The 13,394-nt window shown below is 64.7% G+C and carries 14 protein-coding genes; 6 read left to right on the plus strand and 8 right to left on the minus strand.

The window, feature by feature from the left end; genetic code table 11:
- On the plus strand, nucleotides 1-252 hold a 252-nt coding region (locus tag IX761_RS22635; protein WP_194791339.1), incomplete at its 5' end, for an integrase core domain-containing protein.
- Nucleotides 253-1,135: 883 nt separating this feature from the next.
- Here the strand turns inward: IX761_RS22635 and IX761_RS22640 are convergent.
- Together IX761_RS22640 and IX761_RS22645 are read right to left on the minus strand one after the other, a co-directional pair.
- Nucleotides 1,136-3,214: an LTA synthase family protein gene (locus IX761_RS22640; RefSeq protein ID WP_194791733.1), complete on the minus strand. Its 2,079-nt coding sequence runs from the start codon at nucleotides 3,212-3,214 to the stop codon at nucleotides 1,136-1,138.
- 253 nt (nucleotides 3,215-3,467) lie between these two features.
- Entirely contained in the window at nucleotides 3,468-3,659 is a 192-nt protein-coding gene (locus tag IX761_RS22645) for a PLDc N-terminal domain-containing protein (protein ID WP_194791734.1), read from the minus strand.
- Nucleotides 3,660-3,786: 127 nt separating this feature from the next.
- Between IX761_RS22645 and IX761_RS22650 the strand changes: the two genes are divergently transcribed.
- A complete protein-coding gene (locus IX761_RS22650) occupies nucleotides 3,787-4,725 on the plus strand; it encodes a ZIP family metal transporter (protein WP_194791735.1) in 939 nt (312 codons plus the stop codon).
- A 181-nt stretch (nucleotides 4,726-4,906) separates the two neighbouring features.
- Here the strand turns inward: IX761_RS22650 and IX761_RS22655 are convergent, their stop codons facing one another.
- Nucleotides 4,907-5,437, minus strand: a complete 531-nt coding sequence (locus tag IX761_RS22655) for a hypothetical protein (protein WP_194791736.1) — start codon at nucleotides 5,435-5,437, stop codon at nucleotides 4,907-4,909.
- Between the two features lie 61 nt (nucleotides 5,438-5,498).
- Nucleotides 5,499-6,020, minus strand: a complete 522-nt coding sequence (locus tag IX761_RS22660) for an ankyrin repeat domain-containing protein (RefSeq protein WP_194791737.1) — start codon at nucleotides 6,018-6,020, stop codon at nucleotides 5,499-5,501.
- 265 nt (nucleotides 6,021-6,285) lie between these two features.
- Here IX761_RS22660 and IX761_RS22665 point away from each other — a divergent pair, with 265 nt between their 5' ends.
- Nucleotides 6,286-6,558 carry a DUF3509 domain-containing protein gene (locus IX761_RS22665; RefSeq protein ID WP_194791738.1) on the plus strand — a complete coding sequence of 91 codons (273 nt, stop codon included), beginning with the start codon at nucleotides 6,286-6,288 and terminating at the stop codon, nucleotides 6,556-6,558.
- Between the two features lie 99 nt (nucleotides 6,559-6,657).
- Here the strand turns inward: IX761_RS22665 and IX761_RS22670 are convergent, their stop codons facing one another.
- From IX761_RS22670 to aroC, 3 genes are all read right to left on the minus strand, one after another.
- Complete coding sequence (locus IX761_RS22670) at nucleotides 6,658-7,194, minus strand: oxidase (RefSeq protein ID WP_194791739.1); 537 nt, start codon at nucleotides 7,192-7,194, stop codon at nucleotides 6,658-6,660.
- Nucleotides 7,191-8,348, minus strand: coding sequence for an MFS transporter (locus IX761_RS22675; RefSeq protein WP_194791740.1), 1,158 nt, complete (start codon nucleotides 8,346-8,348; stop codon nucleotides 7,191-7,193). The genes IX761_RS22670 and IX761_RS22675 overlap by 4 nt, the downstream gene beginning before the upstream one ends.
- A gap of 101 nt (nucleotides 8,349-8,449) precedes the next feature.
- A complete protein-coding gene (gene aroC, locus IX761_RS22680) occupies nucleotides 8,450-9,541 on the minus strand; it encodes a chorismate synthase (protein WP_194791741.1) in 1,092 nt (363 codons plus the stop codon).
- Between the two features lie 227 nt (nucleotides 9,542-9,768).
- Between aroC and IX761_RS22685 the strand changes: the two genes are divergently transcribed.
- A complete protein-coding gene (locus IX761_RS22685) occupies nucleotides 9,769-10,728 on the plus strand; it encodes an alpha/beta hydrolase (protein ID WP_194791742.1) in 960 nt (319 codons plus the stop codon).
- A gap of 123 nt (nucleotides 10,729-10,851) precedes the next feature.
- Complete coding sequence (locus IX761_RS22690) at nucleotides 10,852-11,634, plus strand: hypothetical protein (RefSeq protein ID WP_194791743.1); 783 nt, start codon at nucleotides 10,852-10,854, stop codon at nucleotides 11,632-11,634.
- Between the two features lie 75 nt (nucleotides 11,635-11,709).
- Here IX761_RS22690 and prmB read toward each other — a convergent pair whose 3' ends face one another.
- The gene (gene prmB / locus IX761_RS22695; protein WP_194791744.1) at nucleotides 11,710-12,618 is read right to left on the minus strand and encodes a 50S ribosomal protein L3 N(5)-glutamine methyltransferase; all 909 of its coding nucleotides are present in this window, start codon (nucleotides 12,616-12,618) and stop codon (nucleotides 11,710-11,712) included.
- A 179-nt stretch (nucleotides 12,619-12,797) separates the two neighbouring features.
- Here prmB and IX761_RS22700 point away from each other — a divergent pair, with 179 nt between their 5' ends.
- Nucleotides 12,798-13,391, plus strand: coding sequence for a cysteine hydrolase family protein (locus IX761_RS22700; RefSeq protein WP_194791745.1), 594 nt, complete (start codon nucleotides 12,798-12,800; stop codon nucleotides 13,389-13,391).
- The last annotated feature ends 3 nt before the right edge of the window (nucleotides 13,392-13,394 follow it).

A 13,394-nucleotide genomic window follows, 5' to 3' on the forward strand; every position in this document is an offset into this window, starting at 1 on the left:
GTACTGGCCAGGAAAGACTTCACGCAAAGCATGAGCCGAAAGGGAAACTGCTGGGACAACGCAGTGGCTGAGAGCTTCTTCGCTACGCTGAAAAGGGAAGAAGCATTCAGTGCATATCCCAGTAAACGACATGCTCAACTAGCCATCGCCAGCTATGTTCATGGTTTTTACAACAGCTGTCGGCTGCACTCCGCCCTTGGCTACCGTTCTCCGAACGAATATGCCAAGAGCTTAAGGCAGAAGGCTAAATAGCCAGCTTTTTGGCGTCCGTTGTCACGGGACAGGCCCACCAAAAAATCCTTGCTCCATTCATACGGCCCCTACGCTGCGCTCCGGGGTTCCCTCACTCCGGCCTTGCTCCCGCGTGGACGCACTGACGGGCCATCCATGGCCCGATCAGTGCTCGATGGGCATCCATGCCCATCGCCCCGCTCCGCAAGTCCTACGTTCGGCCTCCTGAAGTCGCGTTTGGCGGTGACTGGACTATCGCGCGCTTAGAAGCAAGAGCAAGAGCAAGAGCAAGAGCAAGAGCAAGAGCAAGAGCAAGAGCGGATCGTATTGAATTGTTATTGATGTGTTGTTTGTAATGGCCTCATCGCCGGCAAGCCGGCTCCCACAGTGACCGCGAAAGTTTTTAGTTCAGCGCAGTTCCTGTGGGAGCTGGCTTGCCAGCGATTGCAATTGAAAGTTCAACAAAACAATCAACTAGCGATAGCAGCGCCAATATAGGCGCCGCCCCTAACTTCGCGACTTCAGGAGGCCGATCGGAGGGCTTGCGGAGGGAGGCGACGGGCATGGATGCCCGTCGAGCACCGATGGGCCATGGATGGCCCTTCGGTGCGTACTCCCGGGAGCAAGACCGGAGTGAGGGAACCCCGAAGCGCAGCGTAGGGGCCGTATGAATGGAGCGAGCATTTTTTGGTTACTTTTTGATGCTTCAAAAAGTGACCCGCCGTAAGGGCGGAAAGGTGAATAAGCGTCACCATCGCAAACGGATATGCCCACAACTTCCAAAACCAACTAACCAACTAACCAACTAACCAACTAACCAACCTCACGCACCCAACACTCCACCCCATGAACAACCAAAAAAAAGCCCGCCGGTGAGGGCGGGCTTGGCAAGCGTTCAGCGGAACTACTTAGGCGTCCCGTGCACCACGCCAGCCGTGTTATCCAACAAGCTCTTGGTCGCCGTCTGGATATACGCTTCCAGCCTCTTCTGCATCTGCGACTCGTCCGGGCTCTCGATCAGCTCGGCCTTGAACTCCCGCCCCAGCTGGTAGCGATACATGCGCGGGCTCATGTCCTTGGACTCGATGAGAATACGGTCACCCTGCACCAACCCGACGATCTGCTCGCTGCCCGACGGCTTGATGATGCCCACGCCCTGATCACCCTCAGGCAGGTTGAGCAAGTCACGGCCCCAGCACTGGTGACGCGCCTGGCCACCCAGACGCCCCATGATGGTCGGCACGATGTCGACCTGGGTGCCCACGGTGTGGTTCACCGCGCCGAACTTCTCCTGGATGCCCGGGGCAATCAGCAACAGCGGCACGTTGAAGCGGCCCAGGTCCAGCTCGGTGACCTGCTGGTGGTTGCCAAAGCCATGGTCGCCGACGATGACGAACAGCGTTTCCTTGAAGTACGGTTCCTTGCGTGCCTTCTCGAAGAACTGCCCCAGCGCCCAGTCGGAGTAGCGCATGGCGGTCAGGTGCTCATCCAGGCGGCCTTGGCCGGTGACTTTCTCGACCGGCAGGTCCTTGGGCAGCGCATACGGGGTGTGGTTGGACAGCGTCTGCAGCAACGCGTAGATCGGCTTCTTGCCGTCATGCTTGGCCAGCTCTTCGTTACCACGGTCGAACATGTCCTGGTCGGAGACGCCCCAGGTCGGGTCGGAGAACACCGGGTCGACGAAGTCGTTGCGGCCGATGAAGGTGGTCATGCCCTGGTTGCCGAAGAACCCAGACTGGTTGTCCCAGGCGAAGTCGCCGTTGTAGACGTAGACATCGTCATAATCGCGGGCACTGAGCAACGCCGGCAGGCCGGACAGCTTGTGGCCGCCTTCCGGGGTCTGCATCAGGTATTCGAAGCCTGGCAGGTTGGGGAAACAGGCCATGGTGGCGAACATACCCTGGTGGGTATGGGTACCGTTGGAGAAGAAGCGGTCGAACAACACCCCCTCTTTCGCCAGCTTGTCGAAATACGGGGTGATGTTGGTCTGGCTGCCCAGGGCGCCCACCGAGTGGCCGGCGAAGCTTTCCATGAGGATGACCACGACGTTCTTGATCGGCAGGGTGTTTGCCTGCGGCGGCACGAAGTCACGGCGAATGGCCGCTTCGTCGGCGTCGACCAGGGTGTCGTGGGCGGTCAGCAGTTGCTCGCGCACGCTCTGGGTCGCCACGGTCTGGTCCAGGGTGGCTTTCCAGATGTTGGCGCGGTCTTCACCAAAGCGGCTCTTGGCGGCGTCGATCAGGGTCAGGGTGCCGTTCAGGCCCAGCTGGTTGACGAAGTTCGAGTCAGTGGTGAAGGCATCGCCCCAGCGCATCGGCGGACCCTGGCGCAGGGTGCCGCGGGCAGCGACCACGGCGATCAGCAGGATGACCATGAACACCGCCAGGCGGCCATACCACGGCGCCACCGAACGCTGGCCAACAGCCTGCACCGAACCGCTGCCATTGCGGGTCATGCGGTCGATGCCTTTGAACAGCAGGCTCAGCAGCCAGGTGCCGACCAGCCAGGCCAGGATGTAGCGCACAACCGGGAAGCCGTACCAGAGCATGCTCATGACGGTCTTGGGGTCTTCCTTGATGTACTGGAACACCAGGCCATTCAGGCGCTGGTGGAACTCACGATAGAAGTCCATCTCCATCAGGCCGAGGAACATCACCACGCTCGAGGCGAGGGTCAGCCAGCAGCGGAACAACCCACGCCGGGCCATCAACCAGGGGCTGAGCAGGGCCAGCAGCAGCGGGATACTGATGTACACCACCACCCGCAGGTCGAAGCGCAAGCCGTTGAGGAAGCCTTCGGCGACGGTGGAATAGGGGGTGTCACCGATCATGTCGCTGTTGTAGACCAGCAGCGCCAGGCGCACCAGGCTGAGCATCAGCATGATCACCAGGCCACTGAGCAGCGTGTAGGCCAGGTGGGATTTCAGGGTCGGCGAGAACGAGCCTCGCACGCCCTGTTGCTTCAAGGCGTCCGTGTTAGCCATGAATGGAGAGGTCCTAGGATTGCGGTTTGCGGGAAGGCGAAATCGCCAACAGCCTGGAGGCCCGTCTCTCGAACACGAGGTCAGACCAAGGCCGCATTGTGCGGCGCGGATTTTCAAAAATCGAGTGTGAAAATTTTGTCGATAACATCGGCAGGCTCGGCCCTATCGCCGGCAAGCCGGCTCCCACATGGACTGAATTTCGCGCTGTTAACTGTGGGAGCCGGCTTGCCGGCGATAGGGCCTCACGGGCTGCTCATACCCGCACATTGCCGCGCGGCCCGGCAATTGCCCAGATGATCAGCCCCAAGACCGGCAACAGCACGATCAGCAGGATCCACAGCACCTTGATGCCGGTTTCGGCGCCGCTCTTGAGTACGTTGAGGATGGCCCAGATGTCGAGGGCCAGGATGATCAGGCCGACCAGGCTGTTGAAGGTGGACCCCATGTTGCCGCTCCCACACGGTGAATGTGCCGCTGAGCATAGCCGGCTATGGCTTCGATAGAAGGGAATCGTTGGGCGGGCGCGCGGGTCACTGGATAGACTGGCGTCATTACCCGGTTCCGAGGTCCACATGCCCCCTGCCCACACGCAATCCGCCACATCCGTCTCCATGCTGGGCGCCTGGCGACAACAAGTGTTCGCCACCCCCTGGCTGAGCGCCGGCCTGGGCCTGAGCCTGCTGGCCATCGCCGCGCTGCTGCTGGCGAGCATCTGGAACGCGGTCAACGGCGACCACGCCGACAACCTGCACCTGGCGCTGCTGGGCGGGCTCTCGGGCTTCGGCGCCACCGCACTGGGAGCCGTGCTGGCGGTGATCCTGCGCGATGTCAGCGCGCGCAGCCAGGATGTGATGCTCGGCTTCGCCGCCGGGATGATGCTCGCCGCCAGCTCGTTTTCCTTGATCCTGCCGGGCCTGGATGCCGCCCGCGAGATCACCGGCAATGGCCCGGCCGCCGCCTTCACCGTGGTGCTGGGCATGGGCCTGGGCGTGCTGTTGATGCTCGGCCTCGACCGCTTCACCCCGCACGAGCACGAAAGCACCGGCCCCTGCGGCCCGCAGGCCGAGCGCATCAACCGGGTGTGGCTGTTCGTGCTGGCCATCACCCTGCACAACCTGCCCGAGGGCATGGCCATCGGCGTGAGCTTCGCCAATGGCGACATGAACATCGGCTTGCCGCTGACCAGCGCCATCGCCATCCAGGACATCCCCGAAGGCCTGGCCGTGGCCCTGGCGCTGCGCGCCACGGGGTTGTCGAATGTCAAGGCGATGCTGGTGGCGATCGGTTCCGGGCTGATGGAGCCGCTGGGCGCGGTGATCGGCCTGGGCATCTCCACCGGTTTCGCCCTCGCCTACCCGATCAGCATGGGCCTGGCGGCGGGGGCAATGATCTTCGTGGTGTCCCACGAGGTGATCCCCGAGACCCACCGCAACGGCCACCAGACCTCGGCCACCCTGGGGTTGATGGGCGGGTTCGCGGTGATGATGTTCCTCGATACCGCGCTGGGTTGAAGGAATCCTGACTGCTGGTGTAGGAGCGGCCTTGCCGGGGCGCCGGACCGGCCGGAAAGGGCCGCAAAGCGGCCCCGGCAATATCGGCAGCGGCGCAAACATCCTGGGGCTGCGGCGCAGCCCTTTCCGGCCGGTCCGGCGCCCCGGCAAGGCCGCTCCTACAAAGGGACTGCGCCAGCCTTTAGACGTGCACGGCCACCTTCAACGCTTCCAGCGCCGGCTCCACCTTGATGCCCACCGCGGCGCCCAGCTCCAGCACCCGCGTCAGGTCGTTCTGACCGATCATCACCATCTGCAGCTCGTCATCGAGCAACTGGCTGAAGTTCAGCAGCACATAACCGCCGGCTTCTTTGTTCAGCGCGCCCATCTGCACCTGGATGCGGTTAAGTGCGGTCAGCGCCTCGGTGCGCGCCAGCTGCTTGGGCTTGAGGGTGAACGGCACGCTCTTGTCGAACGAATCGCTGATCTGCTGGAACAGGTCCTGGTAGCTGTCGGCCTGGAACAGCACGGTGTCCGGCAGGCTGCCGACCACCACCCATTCGCCCAGCGGGAACGGGAAGCTGTCGTCGTAGTTGATGTCGGGGTTGGCGGCCAGGAAGGCGGCGGGGTCGGCGTAGGCCTGGGCGGCTTCGCCGGCGATGCGCTCGATGTCTTCATCGCGCATGCAGCCGGCGCCGATGAGGCTGATGAGTTCGAGCAACTGGTCTTTCATGGAGGGCCCTGCGGGTTGGCGTGAAAAGGCGCCAAGGATAGCCGCAAACGCCCCCGGGGGGTTAGCCGGCGAGCGCTTCGAGGCGTGCTGCGGCTTCTGCAGCGCCCATGGTACGGGCTGCCATCAAGGCGCTGGCGCCGCCGGCATCGCACAGGTTGGGGTCAGCGCCCTGGGCCAGCAGGTAGTCGATGATCTCCAGCCGGTTGAACATCGCCGCCAGCATCAGTGCAGTGCGGCCATCCGTAGCAGCGGCGTCCACCGGCACGCCCTGCTCCAGCAGCAGGCGGATCATCGCCAGGTCGCCCTTGAACGCCGCCCCGGCGATGGGCAACTGGCCGTTGTCGTTGGCGATCAGCGGGTCGGCGCCATGGGCCAGCAGCACCTGCACCGCTTCGCGATGGCCGTGATAGCTGGCGAGCATCAGCAGGGTGTCGCCCTTGTGGTTGCGCAGGTCAGCTGGCAAGCCACTGGCGAGCAGGCGCCCGAGCATCTGGGCGTCGCCACGGCGGGCGCGGTCGAAGACTTCCTCGGCGAACGCAGCGGTTTCTTCGGCGGTCATGGTGGCGGGCGAGTGATCGGACATGGGCTACCTCCTGGCATTTTCGATGGCCAAGTGTTGGTCAGGCAGCCGCGCAGGGTCAAAGGTTCAGTTTCTATGGGGCGGACAGAGGCAGCCTATCACCGTGCAAATTGCACTGTGCAAAATGCACGACCTTGCAGAATGCATGGCGAAGCGTTAACGAAAAGCACATAAGCCTTTGATTTATAAGTATTTTATTAACAACAAAAACTGGCACGGTCGCTGCACCCCTCAACTCATCTGACCACCCAATCGTTCAGGAGTTGATATGGACCTCATCCAGGAAAAATTCGCCTCGGTGTTCTGCGCCTACCAGGTCACCACCCAGTCCCGCCCGGATGGCGGCATCCTGCTGACCCTGCGCGCCGCCGATGGCGTGGTGACCCGCCGGGTGTTGTCCTACGCCCAATTGCACAGCGCCGAACAGCTGTCGTGGGCAATCAGCGCGATCCGTCGCGACCTGGCCGAACAAGCCAGTGAACTGCCCGTGATCTCGAGGCTGCAAAGCCAGCAGCGCTTTGCCCTGCCGACCTATCGCTGAGCCTTCACGGCAGCTGTTTTGCGGGGCGGTCCTCTTCTCACCCGGTAAAGGTGCAGGAGGTGGATAGCCCCACAAGCCATTTCAACGCTCCGCGCGTGCTTACAGTTCGTCCATCCCGGCGAAGTCGCGGGCGCTGGTGTCGCCGGTGAAGCGCGGCTGCGCGCCCTGGTCGCTGGCGAACAGGCGCAGCGCCAGGCAGAACGGGTTGTCGCCCAGGTCGAGCCAGCGCCGGGTACCGGCGGGTACCACCAGTACATCGTCCTTCTCGCACAGCACCGCATAGACATAGTCGCCCACGCGCAGGCCGACCTGGCCACGGCCGCTGATCAGCGCAAACACTTCATCGCTGTCGTGCACATGCTCGTCGCGCAGGTCCGCCTGAGTGGCGTCGACTCCGTCGCGGCTGAGCACGCTGAAGGCGGCGCTGCCATGCTCGCTCATCAGGCGGTCGAGCGGCGCGCGACAGGCATCGAGCACTTCGTCCTGGCTGCTACCAGGGCGCAGGCGCACGCCCGGCTGCCAGTGCGTCAGGCGCACGCCGTGTTCGGCCAGGGTGGTGGCGATATCGTCAGGGTGGGTCAGCACCTTGTACGCAAGGTCGGGGCTGGCATGGTGGAAAACACTGAGAATGCTCATCCGGGGTCGTTCCTGCTGTCTTTCGAACAAAGGGCAATGATAACGGCTGCCGCCAGCGCTGCGGCACTGGCCATACCAAAGGTGAACTGCGGCCCCAGCAGTTTCCAGCTGTAGCCTGAATACAAGGCACCCAACGCACCGCCGGTGCCCGACAGCGCCGCGTACAGCGCCTGGCCCTGGCCCTGCTGGCGGGCGCCGAAACTGGCCTGGACGAAGGCGATGCTGGCGGCGTGGAAGCAACCGAAAGTGGCCGCATGCAGCACCTGGGCGAACACCAGCACGGCCGGAACATCCGCCAGGTTGCCCAGCAACAGCCAGCGCACGGCGGCCAGCACGAAGCTCGCCAGCAACACCCGGCGCACCGAAAAGCGCGCGAAGATCCGGCTCATGGCCATGAACACCAGCACTTCGGCCACCACCCCCAACGCCCACAGCAGGCCGATGTCACCACGGCTGTAGCCCAGGTGCTCCAGGTGCAGGGTGAGGAAGGTGTAGTACGGCCCGTGGCTGAGCTGCATGAGTGCCACGCACAGGTAGAACGCCAGCACCCCAGGCGCCCGCAATTGCCCGAGGAAGCCCCCTGCCCCGCGTCGTTCGGCCTGCTCCACCGGCTGCGCGTTGGGCACCCACAGGCTGGCGCCGACGATACCGGCCATGATGGCCACCAGCGCCACCGGGTAGATATCCAGGCTCAGCCATTCGAACAAACGGCCCAGGCCGACCACGGTGAGGATGAAGCCGATCGAACCCCACAGCCGCACCTGGCTGTAGCGCGCGGTCTGGCCGTGCAGGTGGGCCAGGGTGATCACCTCGAACTGCGGCAGCACCGCATGCCAGAAGAAGGCGTGCAAGGCCATCACCAGCGCCAGCCAGGCATAGCTCTTGCCGAAGAAGATCAGCGAAAAGGTGGCCAGGGTGCACAGCGCGCCCAGGCGCACGATCAGCAAGCGCTGGCCGCTGCGATCGCCCAGCCAGCCCCACAGGTTGGGGGCGACGCAACGCATCAGCATGGGGATGGCCACCAGTTCGCCGATGCGCGCCGGGGAGAAGCCCAGATGGTCGAAGTAAAGGGCCAGGAACGGCGCGGTGGAACCGAGCAGGGCGAAGTAGCAGAGGTAGAAGCTGGACAGGCGCCAGTAGGGGATGGGGGGCATGGGGTAGTCCGTTCAGAGGCGACCGGCCCTGTCGCGGGGCAAGCCCGCTCCCACAAATCTCAGCGTGGGAGCGGGCTTGCCCCGCGATAGGGGCGGGACTGTCAGAGCTGGCCCAGTACCGGGGTGTTCACCTTGACTTCGGCATTCTGCGCGCGGTGGCGCAGCAGGTGGTCCATCAGCACGATGGCCATCATCGCCTCGGCGATGGGCGTGGCGCGGATGCCGACGCAAGGGTCGTGGCGGCCCTTGGTGATCACCTCGACCGGGTTGCCGTCGACATCGATCGAGCGGCCCGGGGTGGTGATGCTGGAGGTGGGCTTGAGCGCCAGGTGCGCAACGATCGGCTGGCCGGAAGAGATGCCACCGAGGATGCCGCCTGCATTGTTGCTGAGGAAGCCTTCGGGGGTCAGCTCGTCACGGTGCTCGGTCCCACGCTGGGCAACGCTGGCAAAACCGGCGCCGATCTCCACGCCCTTGACCGCGTTGATGCTCATCAGCGCGTGAGCCAGCTCGGCATCGAGGCGGTCGAAGATTGGCTCGCCCAGGCCTGGCATCACACCCTCGGCGACCACGGTGATCTTCGCCCCGACCGAGTCCTGGTCACGGCGCAGCTGGTCCATGTAGGCCTCCAGCTCCGGCACCTTGGCCGGGTCTGGGCTGAAGAAGGCGTTGTCCTCAACCGAGTCCCAGGTCTTGAACGGGATCTCGATCGGGCCGAGCTGGCTCATGTAGCCGCGCACTCGGATGCCCTGGGTGGCCAGGTACTTCTTGGCGATGGCGCCGGCGGCGACGCGCATGGCGGTCTCGCGGGCCGAGCTGCGGCCACCGCCACGGTAGTCGCGGATGCCGTACTTGTGGTGATAGGTGTAGTCGGCATGGGCCGGGCGGAACAGGTCCTTGATCGCCGAGTAGTCCTTGGACTTCTGGTCGGTGTTGCGGATCAGCAGGCCGATCGAGCAACCCGTGGTGCGGCCTTCGAACACCCCGGAGAGGATTTCCACCTCGTCCGGTTCCTGGCGCTGGGTGGTGTGCCGGCTGGTGCCCGGTTTGCGCCGGTCGAGGTCGTGCTGCAGGTCGGCCAGCGAGATTTCCAGGCCTGGCGGGCACCCATCGACAATGGCGACCAACGCCGGGCCATGGCTTTCGCCAGCGGTGGTGACAGTGAACAGCTTGCCGTAGGTATTGCCGGACATGGACGCTCCGCGAAATCAGCCTGAGGTGAACGAAAGCGGGCAGTATACGTAAATCAGACTGGCCTGTGCGGGCCTTATCGCGGGGCAAGCCCGCGCCCACAAAAGCCCGTCGAGCCCTGTGGGAGCGGGCTTGCCCCGCGACAAGGCCCGCACAGGCAGCACAAACAGGCGAACCTTCATTGCACGGCCGTGTCTTACCCAGCACCTCGTCATGTAGTACCCCCACCATGAAGTCGCGCCTCACCGCCCTGCTCCTGCTGTTGTTCACCAGCCTCGCCCAGGCCGCGCCCACCGTGCTGCAACGCCCCATCGACCTCGACACCGGCCAGGGCGTGCTGCACGGCAGCCTGCTGCTGCCGCAACAAGCCACCCCGCCCCCGGTGGTGCTGATCATCGCCGGCTCCGGTCCCACCGACCGCGATGGCAACAACCCCGCCTCCGGACGCATCGACAACCTCAAGCGCCTGGCCTTGTTGCTGGCCAACGAACACATCGCCAGCGTGCGCTACGACAAGCGCGGGGTGGCCGCCAGCCAGCCGGCCACCCCGGACGAACGCGACCTCAGCGTCGAACGCTATGTCGCCGACGCCGTGGCCTGGGGGCAGAAGCTGCGCCAGGACCCACGGTTCGGCCCGCTGATCCTGGTCGGCCACAGCGAGGGCGCGCTGATCGCCAGCCTGGCCGCCGAACAGGCCGGCGCCAGCGCGGTGATCACCCTGGCCGGCAGCGGTCGGCCGGTGGCCGATGTACTGCGTGAACAGCTGGCCCAGCGCCTGCCGCCGGCGCAACTGGCCAGCGGCGTGGCGTTGATCGACCGCTTGCAGGCCGGGCAGACCAGCCTGGACGTCCCGCCCCTGCTGCGCCAAGTGTTCCGCCCCAGTGTGCAGCCCTACCTGATCTCGTTGCTGCACCAGGACCCCGCAGCAGCCTTCGCCCGGCTCAAGGTGCCTGCGTTGATCATCCAGGGCCGCAACGACATCCAGGTGGAGGTCGCCGACGCCGAACAGCTCAAGGCGGCCAAGCCTGAAGCCGAACTGGCACTGATCGACGGCATGAACCACATGCTGCGCATCAGCCCCCGGGACATGCGCCAGCAACGCGACAGCTACCAGAACCCCGAGCTGCCACTGGCCCGCGAGCTGGGAGAGCGGATCGTCAGCTTCATCCAGCGCCTGCCCCGGGCCTGAAGCTTTCCTCTTGCCGGGCCTCAGGTCTTGGCCTGGGCTGCCGATAACGCGGCATAAGAAGGCGGTGATCGTGGCTGCAACAGGCACGATCATCCGGCCGCCGCGTATTTGAGGATTGCCCTGATGACCGATGCTCCCGCCGCCGAGGCGACCGAAGAACAAGCCCCGGAAAGCGCCCCGCAACCCTGGGCGGACCTGGCGGCCGAACACTTCCAGCTGCTGCGCCTGGCAGCCCAGCCCACCGACCGCAACAGCGGCGCGCGGCCCTTGCGTTTTGTCCAGTTCGGCTACGCCGAGCGTCACGACAAGGCCCACAGCCTGCTGCGCCTGGAGATCCGCCTGCCCGGGCAGAAGGTGCGCAAGGAGCAGAACCAGCTGGACATCCGCGTTGACCATGAACAGCGCCTGGTGCGTATCGGCAGTGACGCCGGCCTGCAAATCGAGCCCGTCAACCGCGGCGTCGGCCGCTATTTGCTGGCCCAGGCGGTGCAGTGGCTGCAGCACCGCTGCGCGCACTACCGCATCGAAGGCATGAACCTGCCGAACAAGGATGCGCTGAACGAAGACACCCGCCTGCGCCGCGACCATGTGCTGCGCAGTGTCGGGCTGGAGGTGGACAACGTCGACGGCCAGGTGCTCAAGGGGCGCGTGGTCGAGACCCCGGTGGGCCAGCTCAAGGGCGGCTGGAACAATGAAAAAGTGCAGCGCGTCGACATCCTCGAGGCGGCTGGCATGCTGCAACAGGCCGAGCAGAACCTGCTGGAGAAGGAAGCGCAGCTGCGCGAGCGCGACGAGCGAGTGGCCAAATACCGCCGCGAAGACGGTGGCTTGCGCTTCACCATCACCTGCCTGGTGGCCTTTGCGGTGTTCCAGGCAGGGCTGCTGATCTGGATCGCCACCCGTTGAGCCTGTTCTGACGCTATCGCGGGGCAAGCCCGCTCCCACGGTGGGAGCGGGCTTGCCCCGCGATGTTATTTGGAATCAGACCCGCGCCTTGAACAACTCCTGATGCTGCCGGCACTGCTCGGCGGTCAGCATGAACACCCCGTGCCCACCGCGCTCGAACTCCAGCCAGGCAAAGTCCACCTCGGGGTACAGCGCCTCGACATGCACCTGACTGTTACCCACTTCGACGATCAGCAGGCCTTTGTCGGTCAGGTGATCGGCCGCTTCGGCCAGCATGCGCCGCACCAGGTCCAGGCCATCGTTGCCGCACGCCAGGCCCAACTCGGGCTCGTGGTGGTACTCCGCCGGCATGTCGTCGAAGTCCTCGGCATCCACATACGGCGGGTTGGACAGGATCAGGTCGAAGCGCTGCCCCGGCAGGCCGTCGAAGCCATCACCCTGCACGGTGTAGACCCGCGTATCCAGGCCATGGCGCTCGATGTTCTGGTTGGCCACCGCCAGCGCGTCGAACGACAGGTCGGCCAGCACTACCTCGGCGTCCTGGAACACGTCGGCAGCGACGATACCGATGCAGCCAGAGCCTGTGCACAGGTCGAGGATGCGCGCAGGCTCGCTGGCCAGCCACGGCTCGAAGCGTTTTTCGATCAGCTCGCCGATGGGCGAGCGCGGCACCAGCACGCGTTCGTCGACGATGAACGACATCCCGCAGAACCACGCCTCGCCCAGCAGGTAGGCCGTCGGCACGCGCTCTTCGATGCGGCGCTTGAGCAGGTGCTGCAGGCGTACCCGTTCGTCGTCTTCCAGCTGGCAATCCAGGTAGCTGTCGGCCACCTCCCACGGCAGGTGCACGGCGCCGAGCACCAGCAGGCGGGCCTCGTCCCAGGCATTGTCGGCGCCGTGGCCGAAGAACAGCTCATGCTCGTGGAAGCGGCTGACCGCCCAGCGGATATGGTCGCGCAGGGTGCGCAGGCGGGATGTGATCACGGAGGACTCCTTTTAAGACAGGACAAAAGTCTAACAGCCCCACCCGCACAATTGTTCCCCACGCCGTCCGAATGGGTAGCCCCAGGCCAGTAATCATGCCGCCTGCAATGTCAACCATTCACATTGACGCCAAGGCAAGGGAGAATAGGTATACAAAAGCCCTATCCAAGGAGCCCTTGATGTCCTCCGTTCCAACCACGATGTTCCGCCTCACTGGCCGCGACTACCCGCCGGCCAAGCTGGGCCAAGCCAGCCTGATCGTCATCGACGCGCAAAAGGAGTACCTGAGCGGTCCGCTGGCGCTGTCGGGCATGGACGAGGCCGTGGCCAACATCGCCCGGTTGCTCAAAGCGGCCCGCGAGGCCAAGCGCCCGATCATCCATGTTCGCCACCTCGGCACCGTTGGCGGCCGTTTCGACCCCCAGGGCCCGGCGGGCGAATTCATTCCCGGCCTGGAGCCACGCGATGGCGAGATCGTCATCGAAAAGCGCATGCCCAATGCCTTCAAGAACACCAAGCTGCACGAGCAGTTGCAGGAACTCGGCCACCTGGACCTGATCGTCTGCGGCTTCATGAGCCACTCCAGCGTCAGCACCACCGTGCGCCGCGCCAAGGACTATGGTTACCGCTGCACCCTGGTGGAAGATGCCTCGGCGACGCGCGACCTGGCGTTCGGCGACAAGGTGATCCCTGCCGCGCAGATCCACCAGTGCGAAATGGCCGTGATGGCCGACAACTTCGCCTGCGTCGCTCAAACCGCCAGCCTGGTCTGAGCC

The organism is Pseudomonas sp. UFMG81 (assembly GCF_015354575.1).
In the GTDB taxonomy this organism is placed as follows: domain Bacteria; phylum Pseudomonadota; class Gammaproteobacteria; order Pseudomonadales; family Pseudomonadaceae; genus Aquipseudomonas.